The following is a 15890-nucleotide window of genomic DNA, read 5'->3' as shown; positions in this document are numbered from 1 at the left end:
TTGCGGATTTGTAATCATCGATGCCATCCACTGTGGCGCTGGCCCAACGGTGGATCTGCACCTAAACTGCCGATCCCCTCAAGGAGCCCGCCATGCTGATTGTTGCCGACGAAAATATTCCGCTGCTCGATGCCTTTTTTGCCGGTTTCGGCGAGATCCGCCGGGTGCCGGGCCGTTCCATCGATCGTGCAACGGTCGAGCAGGCCGATGTGTTGCTGGTGCGCTCGGTGACCAACGTCAACCGCGCGTTGCTCGAAGGCAGCAAAGTGCGTTTCGTCGGCACCTGCACCATTGGTACCGATCATCTGGATCTCGATTATTTCAACGAGGCCGGCATCAGCTGGTCCAGCGCACCCGGTTGCAATGCGCGAGGCGTGGTCGACTACGTGCTGGGCAGCCTGATGACCCTGGCGGAAATCGAAGGCGTTGATTTGCCGCAACGTACGTACGGTGTGATCGGCGCCGGTGAAGTTGGTGGGCGGCTGATCAAGGTCCTCAAGGGCCTGGGCTGGAATGTCAAAGTTTGCGACCCGCCGCGTCAGGCGGCCGAGGGCGGCGATTATGTCAGCCTCGAGCAGATCATCGAGCAGTGCGACGTGATCAGCCTGCACACGCCGCTGACGCGCACCGGCGAAGGCGCGACCTGGCATCTGTTTGACGAACAGCGTTTGCAACAGCTCCAACCCGGCACCTGGCTGATCAATGCCGCGCGTGGCCCGGTGGTGGATAACGCTGCGTTGCGCAAAGTGCTGCTTGCGCGTGAAGACCTGCAAGCGGTGCTCGACGTCTGGGAAGCCGAGCCTGAAGTCGATGTCGCCCTCGCCGAACTCTGCGTGCTCGCCACGCCGCACATTGCCGGTTACAGCCTCGATGGCAAACAGCGCGGGACGGCGCAGATTTATCAGGCCTATTGCGCATTTATCGGTCAACTGCCGAGCATCCAGCTCAGTGACCTGTTGCCGGCACCGTGGCTGTCAGAAGTGACCCTGCACGCCGACAGCGATCCGGCCTGGGCGCTGGCGATGTTGTGCCGCGGGGTGTACGACCCGCGCCGCGATGATGCGGATTTTCGCCGCAGTCTTGTAGGCAATGTCACTGAACAGCGTGCGGCCTTCGATGTGTTGCGCAAGCAGTATCCGGTGCGGCGCGAGATCGAGGGGTTGAAGGTGCGGATCGACGGTGATTCGCCGCAGTTGCAACAGATTGTGGCGGCGCTGGGGGCGGTGGCTGTCTGAAAATCCTGTAGGAGCTGCCGAAGGCTGCGATTTTTTGATCTTGCCTCTGAGAAACAAAATCAAAGGATCGCAGCCTTCGGCAGCTCCTACACAGAACAGAAGAGAACGGCAGGCAGAAAAAACCCGGCCAACCAGGGGCCGGGTCAGGAAGACGGTGGCTATATCACTTTTGTTCGGCAGGCTTGACCAATCGCTTCTCCAGTTCGCGGCACGCGTCCTGGATCATGTCTTCAGTGATCGGTACTTCACGCCCATCCTTGTCGATAATCGAGCAACCCAGAGGTTGGCCGGGCTTGGTGCGGATCACTTGAATCTTGTCATCGCTGCTGTGTTGCAAGGACATGGCCTGTCTCCTCATCAGGTTGTGCACGTAGATTAAAACCGCCACGTGACCAGGCTGTGACAACACCCTTGGGTCTGTCAAAAGCGGCACCTCCAGTCCAACAGAAATGACCGCTCGTCTCAACCGGGACATTAGACCAATAGCAACTATGGCCTAGTCTTTGGGGGCATATTTAACCTGACTCATTGTGATTTACAGAGTTCCGCCCCATAGAAGGTTTAGGCTAGCCCTTTCACCAACACGGATGTGTACCTGAATGATCTCGAAGCTTTCTTCCCGGCACCGTCGAGCGCTGAGTCTGACCAGCCGGTTTCTGGCGCCTTATCGTTGGCAAGTCGGCGCTGCGCTGCTGGCGCTGATCGTCACCGCGGCCGTCACTTTGTCGATGGGGCAGGGGATCAAATTGCTGGTCGATCGGGGCTTCATGACGCAGTCGCCGCACCAACTGAACCAGAGCATCGGCATCTTCATGCTGATGGTACTGGGCCTGGCGGTCGGCACGTTTGCACGGTTTTACTGGGTATCGTGGATCGGTGAGCGCTGTGTGGCGGATATCCGGCGCGAGGTGTTCAACCATCTGGTGTACCTGCATCCCGGGTTTTACGAAAACAACCGCAGTTCGGAGATCCAGTCCCGACTGACTGCCGACACCACGTTGCTGCAATCGGTGATCGGCTCGTCACTGTCGATGTTTTTGCGCAACCTGTTGATGGTGATCGGCGGGGTGGTCCTGCTGTTTATCACCAACCCGAAACTCACCAGCATCGTGGTGATTGCCTTGCCGTTCGTGGTCGCGCCGATTCTGATTTTCGGTCGGCGCGTGCGCAATCTGTCGCGGTTGAGCCAGGATCGGGTCGCCGACATCGGCAGCTATGTTTCCGAGACCCTTGGCCAGATCAAGACCGTGCAGGCCTACAACCATCAGGTGCAGGACGAGCGGCGTTTTGCCACGACGGTCGAGGACGCGTTCGATACCGCGCGCAAGCGCATCTTTCAGCGCTCCTGGATGATCACCGTGGTGATCGTGCTGGTGCTCGGCGCGGTAGCGGTGATGTTGTGGGTCGGCGGCATGGACGTGATTGCAGGGCGCATTACCGGTGGTGAGCTGGCAGCGTTCGTTTTCTACAGCCTGATCGTCGGCAGTGCGATCGGCACGTTGAGTGAAGTCATCGGCGAGTTGCAGCGTGCGGCGGGTGCCGCTGAGCGCATTGCGGAACTGCTCAGTTCGCAGAACATCATCCAGCCACCGAGCATCGGACTGGTGACATTGCCAGAACGGATCAAGGGCGAGCTGCAATTGCAGAATGTGCGTTTCTCCTACCCGTCACGTCCGGACAGCTACGCCGTCAACGGCTTGAGCCTGACCATCAGGGCCGGCGAGACCCTGGCCCTTGTCGGGCCATCCGGGGCCGGCAAGTCCACGGTGTATGACTTGCTGTTGCGCTTCTACGACCCGCTTGAAGGCCGGATCCTGATAGATGGTGTGCCGCTGACCAGCCTCGACCCGCTGGATCTGCGGCGCAATTTCGCCCTGGTCTCGCAATCGCCTGCGCTGTTTTTCGGCAGCGTCGAAGAGAATATTCGTTACGGCAATGCAGATGCGACGCTGGAACAGGTCAAGGAAGCGGCAAGAATTGCCCACGCCCATGACTTCATCGAGAAGATGCCCAATGGCTATCAGACCCACTTGGGGGACGCCGGCCTCGGACTTTCCGGCGGCCAGCGTCAACGCCTGGCGATTGCCCGCGCGTTGCTGGTGGATGCGCCGATTCTGCTGCTGGACGAAGCCACCAGCGCCCTCGATGCGCAGAGCGAACACTTGATTCAGGAAGCGTTGCCAAGCCTGATGCAAAATCGCACCACATTGGTAATCGCGCATCGCCTGGCCACAGTGAAAAACGCCGACCGGATCGCGGTGATGGATCAGGGTAGCCTGGTGGCCATCGGTACCCATCAGGAACTGATCGTAAGCAATCCGCTGTATGCCCGGTTGGCAGCGCTGCAGTTCAACGACGGGCATGCGGTGGCGGTGTAGAACTGCCGCAGATCTTTGCTGACGGCAAAAAAAATGCCCGCATCGATTGATGCGGGCATTTTTCATTTCAGGTATTCAGCACCTGTCATTGATCGTCGAAATACCGCTCATGCCAGTCCACCAGCGGCTGCGGCGAATTGAGCTTCTGCCCGTAGATCACCGAGTATGACAGCACGTTTTGCACGTACTGGCGGGTTTCGTCGAACGGGATGCTTTCCACCCACACGTCGAAGCTCAGGTGATCGGCACCGCGCAGCCACTGGCGCACGCGGCCGGGGCCGGCGTTGTAGGCGGCGGAGGCGAGCACGCGGTTGCCGTTGAACTGGCTGTGTACCTGGCTCAGGTAAGCGGCGCCGAGCTGGATGTTCTTGTCCGGATCGAGCACTTGTTGCGGCGAGGCCAGCGGGATGCTGAACTTGCGTGCGGTTTCCTTGGCAGTGCCGGGCATCAACTGCATCAGACCGCTGGCACCAACGCCGGAGCGGGCGTCGTCCATGAAGGCACTTTCCTGGCGGGTGATGGCGAACACCCAGCTTGAGTGCAGGCCGCGCGTCTTGGCTTCACGCACCAGGGTGTCGCGGTGGGCCATCGGGAAGCGGATATCCAGGTCGTCCCAGTATTGCGCCTGACTGATGGTGCGGATGGCCGGGAAATACCATTTCAGGTCGTAGGCCAGTTTGGCCTGAGCGACCATTTCGTCACGATTGAAATGGCGACTGACGTGATACCACTCGCGGCGCCCGTCAACGATCTGCCCACGCGCATGGAATTCCAGCGCGCGGCGTACGCCCGGGGTGTTGCGCACCTTGTTGATCAGCGCCTGGCTGAGGACCAGCGGCTTGTTGTTCAGCGAGTACGGCGATTGCGAGCGGTCGGCGGCGAGGAAACCGTAGAAGTCACGTTCGCGCGCAAGGTTTTTGTAAAGGGTCTGTGCTTCCGGGTTTTGTGGCTGGGCCAGTTCCAGACTGCGCGCCTGCCAGTAGCGCCAGCGGTTGGTGGTCGCCAGATCCTGCGGCAGGCGTCGGGTCAACTGATAGGCATCGTCCCAGCGTGCCAGACGCAGCAGCAGTCGCAGGCGCCATTCGGACACGGTGTTGTCGCGCAGTTCCGGGTCGTACTTGGTCATCACGTCCAGCGCGCGGCTGTCGAAACGCCGGGCCAGGGTCAGGCCGATTTCCCGGGCGATCGCGACCTTCTCGTCACGGGAGAAATGCATGCTGCTGGCGTATCCGTCGAGCAGCGCCATGGCCTTGTCCGGATCCTGACGGGCGAGGCGGCGCAGGCCGAGGCTGACCACGTCGGACATCGGCTCGTCGGCCGGGGTGAAGCGCGATGGTTGATTGAGCAGCTCGGGTTTTTGCGCGACATCCACCAGCAGCCGACCGCGCGGGGCGAGGGTGGTCAGGCCGTTGACCAGGCTGTTGGCCAGTGGATAGTTACGCGCCTGGGCGGCGAGTTTGGTGCGTTCCCAGCGTTTCTGTTCGGTCAGCTGGCCGTCGGCGGCCCAGATCCCGAACAGCCCGTCACAGGCGGCCGGTTGCGATTTGCCGGTCAGCCACAGTTTGTCGGCGTTGGCATAGCCCTCGGCCTTGTGGCCACTGCTGATCTGGTACTGCGCATTGAGGCAGTCCAGTTCGGTGAAGTTGAGTTTCGGATCGTAATACTTGGTGAAGGTCGCCCAATCGCCACGGTCGGCGAGCCAGCGCAACCAGCGCAGCTTCATCCAGTTGGCCTGGGGCAGGTCGCCGTGCTCGGCGAGGAACTTCTCGATTTCGGCGTTGCTCGCGGTTTTCAGACGCGCGGTCAGTTCGTCGTAGGCCAGATACGGTTCCAGCGGGTAATCGGCGAGGGCCTGGCTGTAACGGAAGTACGGGCCGGTATCGCCCTTGGCCAGGGCGCGTTTGGCTTCATCGTAATACTGGCGTTGGGTGGACAGGTCCACCGCCTGGGCGGATTGAGCGGCAGCGGCGGTAAGTAGCAAACAGGACAAGACACTGAAAAGGCGACTGCGCATGAGACATCCGGGCAGAGAAATCATGACAAGCACCGGCCGCGGCCAGCACTGAATTGTCTGTAGCTTAGCCTTTTGCCAGCAACGGGCGAAAGCTTTGCCGGTCTCGCAGCACAAGTTCGCAACAAATGTTGTGCAGAGTGCTTCGGCAGACAAATTGCCGGCCTGCTGAGGGCCTGAATCAGGTAGAATGCGCGCCCGGTTTTTGGAGAAGCTCATGACCCTGCTCAAATTCAGCGATGTGTCCCTTGCATTCGGCGCGATGCCGTTGTTGGACAAGGTGTCCTGGCAGATCGCCCGTGGTGAGCGGGTGTGCATCATCGGCCGCAACGGCACTGGCAAATCCAGCATGATGAAACTGGTCAAGGGCGACCAGAAGCCCGATGACGGCTCGGTGTGGCGTGCCCCCGGTCTGAAAATCGGCGAATTGCCGCAAGAGTTGCCAGTGGCCGACGGGCGGACCGTATTCGACGTGGTTGCCGAAGGCCTCGACGGCGTTGGCGCCTTGCTCGCCGAATATCATCACCTGAGCCAGAACATCGTCACCGACGCCGATCTGGACAAGCTGATGCACGTCCAGCACGACCTCGAAGCCCGTGACGGCTGGCGCTTGCAGACCCTGGTCGACAGCACTCTGAGCCGCCTGCAACTGCCGGCCGACAAGACCCTCGCCGAATTGTCCGGCGGCTGGCGTCGTCGCGTGCTGCTGGCGCAGGCGCTGGTATCCGAGCCGGATCTGCTGCTGCTCGACGAGCCGACCAACCACCTGGACATCGGTGCGATTGCCTGGCTCGAAGAAGCCCTTAAGGATTTCCAGGGCGCCGTACTGTTCATCACGCACGACCGCTCCTTCTTGCAGAACCTCGCCACGCGCATCCTCGAACTGGATCGCGGCGGCCTGATCGACTGGAACGGCGATTACGCCAGCTTCCTCGTGCACAAAGAAGCCGCGCTGGCCGCTGAAGAAACCGCCAACGCGCTGTTCGACAAGCGTCTGGCCCAGGAAGAAGTGTGGATCCGTCAGGGCATCAAGGCTCGTCGGACCCGTAACGAAGGCCGTGTGCGCGCCCTGAAAGCCCTGCGTGTTGAGCGCAGCGAGCGTCGCGAGCGGACCGGCAAGGCGAATATCCAGCTGGAAACTGCCGACAAGTCCGGCAAGCAAGTGATGGTGTTGGAAAATGTCAGCTTCCATCACCCGGACGGTCCGTACCTGATCAAGGACTTCTCGATGGTCCTGCAGCGCGGCGACCGTATCGGCCTGCTCGGCGCCAACGGTACCGGCAAGACCACCCTGCTGAAGCTGATGCTCAATGGTCTGCAACCGACCAGCGGCAAAGTGGAAGAGGGCACCCGGATTGACGTGGCCTACTTCGACCAGTTGCGCCATCAGCTGGATCTGGAAAAGACCGTGATCGACAACGTCGCCGAAGGTCGCGACTTCATCGATATCGACGGCCAGAGCCGCCACGTCCTGAGCTACCTCGGTGACTTCCTGTTCAGCCCGCAGCGTGCGCGCACGCCGGTCAAGGCGCTGTCCGGTGGTGAGCGTGCGCGCTTGCTGCTGGCCAAACTGTTCAGCAAACCGGCGAACCTGCTGGTACTCGACGAACCGACCAACGACCTCGACGTGGAAACCCTCGAGCTGCTCGAAGAAGTGCTGCTGACCTTCAACGGCACTGTGCTGATGGTCAGTCACGACCGGGCATTCCTCGACAACGTGGTCACCAGCACCCTGGTCTTCGAAGGTGAAGGCAAGGTGCGGGAATACGTCGGTGGCTATCAGGACTGGATTCGTCAGGGCGGCTCGCCGCGCCTGCTGGGCGTGACCGAGAGCAAGTCGGGCAAGGCTGACCTGAATTCGGCGGTGGTCACCGCTGAGCCAGCCGTGGTTGCCGCACCTGTCGCTGCCGCGCCGGCAGCCAAGAAGAAGCTGAGCTACAAGCTGCAGCGCGAGCTGGAAGCGTTGCCGGGTGATATCGATGCCAAGGAGCAGCAGATCGCGGCCGTCGAGGCTGAAATGGCCGAGGCCGGCTTCTATCAGCGTCCGCCAGCAGAAACGGCCAAGGTGATTGCTTCGCTGGAGCAGTTGCAGGCTGAGCTCGATACGCTGGTCGAGCGTTGGGCCGAGCTGGATGCCTGATTGATCCGGCCATGAAAAAGCCCGGCGTTCAGTGATGAGCGCCGGGCTTTTCATATACGGGTGGAGACCTAATGTGGGAGCGAGCCTGCTCGCGAATGCGGTATGTCATGCGGCATTAATGCTGATGTGCCGACGCCTTCGCGAGCAGGCTCGCTCCCACAATGATCAGTGTTTCAACGTTTGACCAGGTGTACCGCCAAAACATCGCAAGGCGCGCCATGCAGCACGTCATTGGCCGTGGAGCCCAGCAACAGTGCCAGACCGTGACGGCCATGGCTGCCGACCACGATAAGATCGCACGAGTTTTCCTTGGCGAAATGATGGATCTCCTGACGTGGCTGGCCATAGGTCAGGTGGCAATTGGCGCCTTCGAGCTCGGCATATTTGGCTTTCAGGCGCTCAAGACGCTCCTTGGCCTGATCGAACTGCTGCTGTTGCAGTTGTGACAGATCCATCGGCACATCGCCGCCGAACGCCATGGCCATCGGTTCGACGATATGCACCAGCGACAGCTTGGCGCCATTGCTCGCCGACAGCTCGCGGGCGCGGTGAATCACAGGGTCGCACTCTTCGGTCAGGTCTACGGCGACCAGGATATGGTTGTAGGGCATGAGGTGCTCCTCGTGACGGTTCAATATTGTTAAGTATGGCTGGTTTCAAGCGCATTGGTTCCAAAGTGACACAATGCGCTCACCTTAAGTCGGGAGTAGAGATATGACGGTCTGGTTGGTGGTGTCAATCCTGCTGGTGGTTTTGAGTCCACTGGCGTGGTTGCGCCCGTCGCGCGTGCAGAGCGGCCGGATGGCCCTGCGCATGGAGGCGCGACGCATCGGGCTGGCCATGCAGCTGGCGCCTCAGGAGTGGCCGCACTGGCTGTCTCAGGAGCCGCCCAGCCCGTGCGCGCAATATCATCGGCCACGGCGTGGCACTCAGCCGGCGTGCTGGACCTACTGGCAGAAATCGCCGGGGGTATGGGTCAATCAGTGGCAGGAAGTCTGCGAGGACCGGTTGCTGCTCGATCATTTCGAAAAGTTGCCGGGCAACGTGTTCAAGGTCGAGGCCGACAAGCAGATGATCGCGCTGTACTGGGGCGAGAAGGGCGAAGCCACGGTTTTGCAGGATATCGACGCGACTCTGAAAGCGCTGGCCTGACTCGCGGACTTTTCCCACTGCAAGGGTGGGGAGCGTCCGGCAGACGAGCAATAAAAAGCCCGACATGATTCATCGGGCGGGGTGGCCAGGCAGGCCGGTAACTGTTTTTATCGCTGCCTTGGCTTTTCGCGGTCAGCGATTCTCCCTGTAGTCCAGCCAGCGTAGCCTGTTAAACAAGGCTCGCCGGGAATTAGGGCGACTTTTCTAACTATTGATTCTATGAATGGCTTTGCATGCAGCTGCGTGTTGCGGATCTGTGTGCAACGGAAATGACCACAAAGTCGCATTTCAACCCGTATTTTGGGCGATTGACAATTGTTGGAAATTCCGTGAAGGTGACGTACCCAAATCAAACGGGCGTATGAATTGAGCGTTTGTCTTACAGACTGCTCCTACAGAATCCCGACTATCGCGTTGGCGGGTGTGCCGGGTGGATTGGCGTCAGCATCGACGAAAAAGCGTCCTGCCGAGCCATTTACCTGCGTCCGACGTGTACTGTTCAGCTTCCATATCGTGGAGATCAGTTGATGATTTACGAAGGTAAAGCCATCACGGTTAAAGCTCTTGAAAGTGGCATCGTCGAATTGAAATTCGACCTCAAGGGTGAGTCCGTCAACAAGTTCAACCGTCTTACCCTGAACGAACTGCGTCAGGCCGTGGACACCATCAAGGCAGATGCTTCGATCAAGGGCGTGATCGTCAGCAGTGGCAAGGACGTGTTCATCGTCGGCGCCGACATCACCGAATTTGTCGACAACTTCAAGCTGCCGGATGCCGAGCTGGTTGCTGGCAATCTCGAAGCCAACAAGATCTTCAGCGATTTCGAAGACCTCAACGTTCCGACCGTGGCCGCGATCAACGGCATCGCCCTGGGTGGCGGTCTGGAAATGTGCCTGGCGGCGGACTACCGCGTCATGTCGACCAAAGCCAAGATCGGTCTGCCGGAAGTCAAACTGGGCATCTACCCAGGCTTCGGCGGCACCGTGCGTCTGCCGCGCCTGATTGGCATCGATAACGCCATCGAATGGATTGCCGCCGGCAAGGAAAACCGTCCTGAAGATGCGCTGAAAGTCAGCGCCGTCGACGCCGTGGTTGCTCCAGAGAAGTTGCAGGAAGCTGCCCTTGAACTGATCAAGCGCGCCATCTCCGGCGAGTTCGATTACAAGGCCAAGCGTCAGCCAAAACTTGAAAAACTCAAGTTGAACGCCATTGAACAGATGATGGCTTTCGAAACCGCCAAAGGTTTCGTGGCAGGGCAGGCTGGTCCGAATTACCCGGCGCCGGTCGAAGCGATCAAGACCATCCAGAAAGCCGCGAACTTCGGTCGTGACAAGGCGCTGGAAGTCGAAGCCGCCGGTTTCGTCAAACTGGCCAAGACCTCTGCCGCGCAGAGCCTGATCGGTCTGTTCCTGAACGATCAGGAGCTGAAGAAAAAGGCCAAGGCCTACGACGAAATCGCCAAGGACGTGAAGCAGGCTGCCGTACTGGGCGCCGGCATCATGGGTGGCGGCATCGCTTATCAGTCGGCCTCCAAAGGTACGCCGATCCTGATGAAGGACATCAACGAGAACGGTATCGAGCAGGGGCTGGCCGAAGCCGCCAAACTGCTGGTTGGTCGCGTTGACAAAGGTCGCATGACCGCCGCGAAAATGGCAGAAGTGCTCAACGGTATTCGTCCAACCCTGTCCTACGGTGACTTCGGTCACGTCGATCTGGTTGTTGAAGCCGTGGTCGAGAACCCGAAGGTCAAGCAAGCGGTGCTGGCTGAAGTCGAAGACAAGGTCAAAGAGGACACCATCCTCGCGTCCAACACCTCGACGATTTCCATCAGCCTGCTGGCCAAGGCCCTCAAGCGCCCGGAAAACTTCGTCGGCATGCACTTCTTCAACCCGGTGCACATGATGCCGCTGGTGGAAGTGATCCGTGGCGAGAAGTCCAGCGAGCTGGCGATTGCCACAACCGTTGCCTACGCCAAGAAAATGGGCAAGAACCCGATCGTCGTCAACGACTGCCCGGGCTTCCTGGTCAACCGCGTTCTGTTCCCGTACTTCGGCGGTTTCGCCAAGCTGGTCAGCGCTGGTGTGGATTTCGTCCGCATCGATAAAGTCATGGAAAAATTCGGCTGGCCGATGGGCCCGGCGTACCTGATGGACGTGGTCGGCATCGACACCGGTCACCACGGTCGTGACGTGATGGCTGAAGGTTTCCCGGATCGCATGAAGGATGACCGTCGTTCGGCCATCGACGTGCTTTACGAAGCCAAGCGTCTGGGCCAGAAGAACGGCAAGGGCTTCTACGCCTACGAAGCCGACAAGAAAGGCAAGCAGAAGAAGGTTGCCGATCCGTCGGTGCTGGAAGTGCTCAAGCCGATCGTTTACGAGCAGCGCGAAGTCACTGACGAAGACATCATCAACTGGATGATGATCCCGCTGTGCCTGGAAACCGTGCGCTGCCTGGAAGACGGCATCGTTGAAACCGCCGCCGAAGCCGACATGGGTCTGGTCTACGGTATCGGTTTCCCTCCATTCCGTGGCGGTGCGCTGCGCTACATCGATTCGATCGGTGTGGCCGAGTTCGTTGCCCTGGCTGACCAGTACGCTGATTTGGGCGCGCTGTACCACCCGACCGCGAAGCTGCGCGAAATGGCCAAAAACGGCCAGAGCTTCTTCGGTTAAGCGCCCCCAACTAGAGTGAGAGTGAACTTATGAGCTTGAATCCTAGAGACGTCGTGATTGTCGACTTCGGTCGTACTCCGATGGGCCGCTCCAAGGGCGGCATGCACCGCAACACCCGCGCCGAAGACATGTCGGCGCACCTGATCAGCAAACTGCTGGAACGCAACGCCAAGGTCGATCCTGCTGAAGTCGAGGACGTGATTTGGGGCTGTGTGAACCAGACCCTGGAGCAGGGCTGGAACATCGCGCGCATGGCGTCGCTGATGACCCAGATTCCGCACACCTCGGCCGGCCAGACTGTCAGCCGTCTGTGCGGCTCGTCGATGAGCGCCCTGCATACTGCAGCGCAAGCGATCATGACCGGCAACGGTGACGTATTCGTGGTTGGCGGCGTCGAGCATATGGGCCACGTGAGCATGATGCACGGTGTCGATCCGAACCCGCACATGTCGCTGTACGCGGCGAAAGCCTCGGGCATGATGGGTCTGACCGCAGAAATGCTCGGCAAGATGCACGGCATCACTCGTGAGCAGCAGGATGCCTTTGGCGTGCGCTCCCACCAGCTCGCCCATAAAGCGACAGTGGAAGGCAAGTTCAAAGACGAAATCATCCCGATGCAGGGCTACGACGAAAACGGCTTCCTGAAGCTGTACGACTACGACGAAACCATTCGTCCGGAAACCACCCTGGAAAGTCTGGCGGCCCTCAAGCCTGCCTTCAATCCAAAAGGCGGCACCGTGACAGCCGGTACTTCGTCGCAGATCACCGATGGTGCTTCGTGCATGATCGTGATGTCGGCGCAGCGTGCACAGGATCTGGGGATCCAGCCGATGGCCGTGATCCGTTCGATGGCAGTGGCGGGTGTGGATCCGGCGATCATGGGCTATGGTCCAGTGCCGGCGACACAAAAAGCCCTGAAGCGTGCGGGCCTTGGCATCAACGATATCGACTTCTTCGAGCTCAACGAAGCTTTCGCTGCACAGGCCCTGCCAGTGCTGAAAGATCTGAAAGTGCTCGACAAGATGAACGAGAAGGTTAACCTGCACGGCGGCGCGATCGCCCTGGGTCACCCGTTCGGTTGCTCCGGTGCGCGTATTTCCGGCACCTTGCTGAACGTGATGAAGCAGAATGGCGGCACCTTCGGGGTGGCCACCATGTGCATTGGTCTCGGCCAAGGCATCTCCACCGTCTTCGAACGCGTTTAAGCGTCTCGTCGATGGAAGCCGGGGCCAAGTGCCCCGGTTTTTGTTTTTTGCGGATTTATTTTTGTATTTATTTTGAAAAAATTTGAGTGAGGGCCAAAACATGCCGATACAACCTGGGCTCTACCAACATTACAAAGGTCCGCAGTACCGCGTATTCAGTGTGGCGCGGCATTCCGAGACCGAAGAGGAAGTGGTGTTTTACCAAGCCCTGTATGGCGATTACGGCTTTTGGGTGCGCCCTTTGAGCATGTTCGTCGAGTCGGTCGAGGTTGACGGCGAGCAGGTGCCACGCTTTGCTTTGGTGCACGCCGAACCGAGCCTTTTTTCCAAGGCATAAGGCGAGTGCGCACAGAACCCTGTGCTTGACCTCACCTTGTAGCCACTATATATAGCGGTGCCGCGTCAGGCGCCAACCGCCTTTCACTTCTAGAATTCAGGAATTTTCTGATCCATGGGCAAATCGCTGGTCATTGTGGAATCCCCGGCTAAGGCCAAGACCATCAACAAGTATCTGGGCAACCAATACGTGGTGAAGTCGAGTATCGGCCATATCCGAGACCTGCCCACCAGCGGTTCGGCTAGCGCCAGCAAAGAGCCAGCCGCCAAGCGCGGCAAGGCTGCCGCGGGCGAAGGGCCGGTGCTCACGCCGAAAGAGAAAGCGCGCAAGCAACTGGTCTCGCGCATGGGTGTCGATCCCGATCATGGCTGGAAAGCCCAGTACGAGATCCTCCCGGGTAAAGAGAAGGTCATCGAAGAGCTGCGCCGGCTCGCCAAGGATGCTGACACCATCTATCTCGCAACCGACTTGGATCGCGAGGGGGAAGCCATTGCCTGGCACCTGCGCGAAGCCATTGGTGGTGACGACAGCCGCTACAAGCGCGTGGTGTTCAACGAAATCACCAAGAAGGCGATTCAGGAAGCCTTCTCCGAGCCGGGCGAGCTGGACATTGATCGTGTAAATGCCCAGCAGGCGCGTCGTTTCCTCGACCGCGTTGTGGGTTACATGGTCTCGCCGCTGCTGTGGGCCAAGATCGCCCGTGGCCTGTCGGCCGGTCGCGTGCAATCGGTTGCCGTGAAACTGGTGGTGGAGCGTGAGCGTGAGATTCGTGCATTCAACCCGGAAGAGTACTGGGAAGTGCACGCTGATCTTGGCACCGCCAAGGGTTCGACCGTACGTTTCGAAGTGGCGCGCGAGAAGGGTGAAGCCTTCAAACCGCTGAACGAAGCTCAGGCCACAGCCGCGCTGGAGAAGCTCAAGTCCTCCAGCTACAGCATCGTCAAGCGCGAAGACAAACCGACCAGCAGCAAGCCGTCGGCGCCGTTCATCACCTCCACCCTGCAGCAGGCCGCGAGCAACCGCCTGGGCTTCGGCGTGAAGAAAACCATGATGATGGCCCAGCGTCTGTACGAAGCCGGCTACATCACTTATATGCGTACCGACTCGACCAACCTCTCGGCTGATGCCGTGGCGATGGCGCGTACCTATATCGAGGACGAGTTCGGCAAGAAGTACCTGCCGGAAACACCGAACGTCTACAGCAGCAAGGAAGGCGCACAAGAGGCTCACGAAGCGATTCGTCCTTCCGATGCCAATACCACGCCAAGCAAGCTTGCAGGCATGGAGCGCGATGCTGAGCGCCTCTACGAGTTGATCTGGCGCCAGTTCCTCGCTTGCCAGATGCTGCCGGCGCAATATCTGTCGACCACCGTCAGCGTTGCCGCTGGCGACTTCGAGCTGCGTGCCAAAGGCCGCATCCTCAAGTTCGACGGTTACACCCGCGTTCTGCCGCAAATCACCAAGCCTGGCGATGACGATGTTCTGCCGGACATGGCGCAGGGCGATGCGATGAAGCTGATCAAGCTCGATCCGTCGCAGCATTTCACCAAGCCGCCGGCCCGTTACTCGGAAGCCAGCCTGGTCAAGGAAATGGAAAAACGCGGCATCGGTCGTCCTTCGACTTACGCAGCGATCATTTCGACCATTCAGGATCGCGGCTACGTGACCCTGCACAACCGTCGTTTCTACTCGGAAAAGATGGGCGATATCGTCACCGAGCGTCTGTCGGAGAGCTTCTCGAACCTCATGGACTACGGCTTCACCGCCGGCATGGAAGAGAACCTCGATGATGTGGCTCAGGGCGAGCGCGACTGGAAAAACGTGCTGGACGAGTTCTACGGCGACTTCAAGAAGAAGCTCGAAGTGGCCGAGAACCCGGAAAGCGGCATGCGTGCCAACCAGCCGGTCATGACTGACATTCCGTGCACCACGTGCGGTCGTCCGATGCAGATCCGTACGGCATCGACCGGCGTGTTCCTCGGTTGCTCGGGCTACAGCCTGCCGCCAAAAGAGCGCTGCAAGGCCACCGTCAACCTGGTGCCGGGCGACGAGATCGCTGCGGACGACGAGGGCGAGTCGGAGTCGCTGGTGCTGCGCGGCAAGCATCGCTGCCCGATCTGCAGCACCGCGATGGACGCCTACCTGCTCGACGAGAAGCGCAAACTGCACATCTGCGGTAACAACCCGGATTGTGCCGGCTATGAAATCGAAGAGGGCAACTACCGCATCAAGGGCTACGAAGGTCCGAGCCTGGAATGCGACAAGTGCGGCAGCGAGATGCAGCTCAAGACCGGCCGTTTCGGCAAGTTCTTCGGCTGCACCAACCCGACCTGCAAGAACACCCGCAAACTGCTGAAGAGTGGTGACGCGGCGCCGCCGAAGATGGACCCGGTGAAGATGCCTGAGCTGAAATGTGAAAAGGTCAACGACACCTACATTCTGCGCGACGGTGCTTCCGGTCTGTTCCTGGCGGCCAGCCAGTTCCCGAAAAACCGCGAGACTCGTGCTCCGCTGGTGATCGAGATTCTGCCGCACAAGGATGAGATCGATCCGAAGTACCACTTCCTCTGCGAAGCACCGCAGAAGGATCCTGATGGTCTGCCGGCAGTAATCCGTTACAGCCGCAAGACCAAGGAGCAATATGTGCAGACCGAGGTCGACGGCAAGCCTACCGGCTGGAAGGCTTACTACGACGGTGGCAAGTGGACTGTTGAAGACAAGCGCACAAAAGCCAAGGCTGAGTAAGCGCTAGCCTGA

General features: G+C 59.7%; 11 protein-coding genes. 8 read left to right on the top strand and 3 right to left on the bottom strand.

Annotated elements, in window-relative coordinates:
• The first annotated feature begins 92 nt into the window (after window positions 1–92).
• Window positions 93–1235 carry a 4-phosphoerythronate dehydrogenase PdxB gene (gene pdxB, locus ACOYXG_RS17925; RefSeq protein WP_027611438.1) on the top strand — a complete coding sequence of 381 codons (1143 nt, stop codon included), beginning with the start codon at window positions 93–95 and terminating at the stop codon, window positions 1233–1235.
• 163 nt (window positions 1236–1398) lie between these two features.
• Here the strand turns inward: pdxB and ACOYXG_RS17920 are convergent, their stop codons facing one another.
• Window positions 1399–1578: a PA1571 family protein gene (locus tag ACOYXG_RS17920; protein ID WP_027611439.1), complete on the bottom strand. Its 180-nt coding sequence runs from the start codon at window positions 1576–1578 to the stop codon at window positions 1399–1401.
• 256 nt (window positions 1579–1834) lie between these two features.
• Between ACOYXG_RS17920 and ACOYXG_RS17915 the strand changes: the two genes are divergently transcribed.
• Window positions 1835–3613 (top strand): ABC transporter transmembrane domain-containing protein, encoded by a 1779-nt coding sequence (locus tag ACOYXG_RS17915; protein ID WP_027611440.1) that lies wholly within the window; start codon window positions 1835–1837, stop codon window positions 3611–3613.
• 85 nt (window positions 3614–3698) lie between these two features.
• Here the strand turns inward: ACOYXG_RS17915 and ACOYXG_RS17910 are convergent, their stop codons facing one another.
• Entirely contained in the window at window positions 3699–5627 is a 1929-nt protein-coding gene (locus ACOYXG_RS17910; protein WP_460353164.1) for a transglycosylase SLT domain-containing protein, read from the bottom strand.
• Between the two features lie 214 nt (window positions 5628–5841).
• Between ACOYXG_RS17910 and ACOYXG_RS17905 the strand changes: the two genes are divergently transcribed.
• Window positions 5842–7764 carry an ATP-binding cassette domain-containing protein gene (locus ACOYXG_RS17905; protein WP_460353161.1) on the top strand — a complete coding sequence of 641 codons (1923 nt, stop codon included), beginning with the start codon at window positions 5842–5844 and terminating at the stop codon, window positions 7762–7764.
• Window positions 7765–7937: 173 nt separating this feature from the next.
• Here the strand turns inward: ACOYXG_RS17905 and ACOYXG_RS17900 are convergent, their stop codons facing one another.
• Window positions 7938–8375, bottom strand: a complete 438-nt coding sequence (locus tag ACOYXG_RS17900) for a universal stress protein (protein WP_027611443.1) — start codon at window positions 8373–8375, stop codon at window positions 7938–7940.
• 103 nt (window positions 8376–8478) lie between these two features.
• Here ACOYXG_RS17900 and ACOYXG_RS17895 point away from each other — a divergent pair, with 103 nt between their 5' ends.
• From ACOYXG_RS17895 to topA, 5 genes are all read left to right on the top strand, one after another.
• Window positions 8479–8916, top strand: a complete 438-nt coding sequence (locus ACOYXG_RS17895) for a hypothetical protein (RefSeq protein ID WP_027611444.1) — start codon at window positions 8479–8481, stop codon at window positions 8914–8916.
• Window positions 8917–9443: 527 nt separating this feature from the next.
• Window positions 9444–11591, top strand: coding sequence for a fatty acid oxidation complex subunit alpha FadB (fadB, locus tag ACOYXG_RS17890; protein WP_460353157.1), 2148 nt, complete (start codon window positions 9444–9446; stop codon window positions 11589–11591).
• 29 nt (window positions 11592–11620) lie between these two features.
• Window positions 11621–12796, top strand: a complete 1176-nt coding sequence (fadA, locus tag ACOYXG_RS17885) for an acetyl-CoA C-acyltransferase FadA (RefSeq protein WP_003226599.1) — start codon at window positions 11621–11623, stop codon at window positions 12794–12796.
• A 100-nt stretch (window positions 12797–12896) separates the two neighbouring features.
• Complete coding sequence (locus ACOYXG_RS17880) at window positions 12897–13133, top strand: DUF1653 domain-containing protein (protein WP_027611446.1); 237 nt, start codon at window positions 12897–12899, stop codon at window positions 13131–13133.
• 114 nt (window positions 13134–13247) lie between these two features.
• Window positions 13248–15878, top strand: a complete 2631-nt coding sequence (gene topA, locus ACOYXG_RS17875; protein WP_096797175.1) for a type I DNA topoisomerase — start codon at window positions 13248–13250, stop codon at window positions 15876–15878.
• Window positions 15879–15890 lie beyond the last annotated feature (12 nt).

The sequence above is a fragment of the Pseudomonas sp. G3-39 genome (assembly GCF_054790485.1).
The sequence above is the reverse complement of the archived record's forward strand: the minus strand, read 5'-3'. Positions and strand labels throughout refer to the sequence as shown.

What these genes read in the sequence shown, in the direction of transcription:
- fadA (WP_003226599.1), top strand. Translation starts at nt 11,621, where the DNA reads ATGAGCTTGAATCCTAGAGACGTCGTGATTGTCGACTTCGGTCGTACT.
- ACOYXG_RS17895 (WP_027611444.1), top strand. Translation starts at nt 8,479, where the DNA reads ATGACGGTCTGGTTGGTGGTGTCAATCCTGCTGGTGGTTTTGAGTCCA.
- ACOYXG_RS17905 (WP_460353161.1), top strand. Translation starts at nt 5,842, where the DNA reads ATGACCCTGCTCAAATTCAGCGATGTGTCCCTTGCATTCGGCGCGATG.
- ACOYXG_RS17880 (WP_027611446.1), top strand. Translation starts at nt 12,897, where the DNA reads ATGCCGATACAACCTGGGCTCTACCAACATTACAAAGGTCCGCAGTAC.
- pdxB (WP_027611438.1), top strand. Translation starts at nt 93, where the DNA reads ATGCTGATTGTTGCCGACGAAAATATTCCGCTGCTCGATGCCTTTTTT.
- fadB (WP_460353157.1), top strand. Translation starts at nt 9,444, where the DNA reads ATGATTTACGAAGGTAAAGCCATCACGGTTAAAGCTCTTGAAAGTGGC.
- ACOYXG_RS17915 (WP_027611440.1), top strand. Translation starts at nt 1,835, where the DNA reads ATGATCTCGAAGCTTTCTTCCCGGCACCGTCGAGCGCTGAGTCTGACC.
- ACOYXG_RS17910 (WP_460353164.1), bottom strand. Translation starts at nt 5,627, where the DNA reads ATGCGCAGTCGCCTTTTCAGTGTCTTGTCCTGTTTGCTACTTACCGCC.
- topA (WP_096797175.1), top strand. Translation starts at nt 13,248, where the DNA reads ATGGGCAAATCGCTGGTCATTGTGGAATCCCCGGCTAAGGCCAAGACC.
- ACOYXG_RS17900 (WP_027611443.1), bottom strand. Translation starts at nt 8,375, where the DNA reads ATGCCCTACAACCATATCCTGGTCGCCGTAGACCTGACCGAAGAGTGC.
- ACOYXG_RS17920 (WP_027611439.1), bottom strand. Translation starts at nt 1,578, where the DNA reads ATGTCCTTGCAACACAGCAGCGATGACAAGATTCAAGTGATCCGCACC.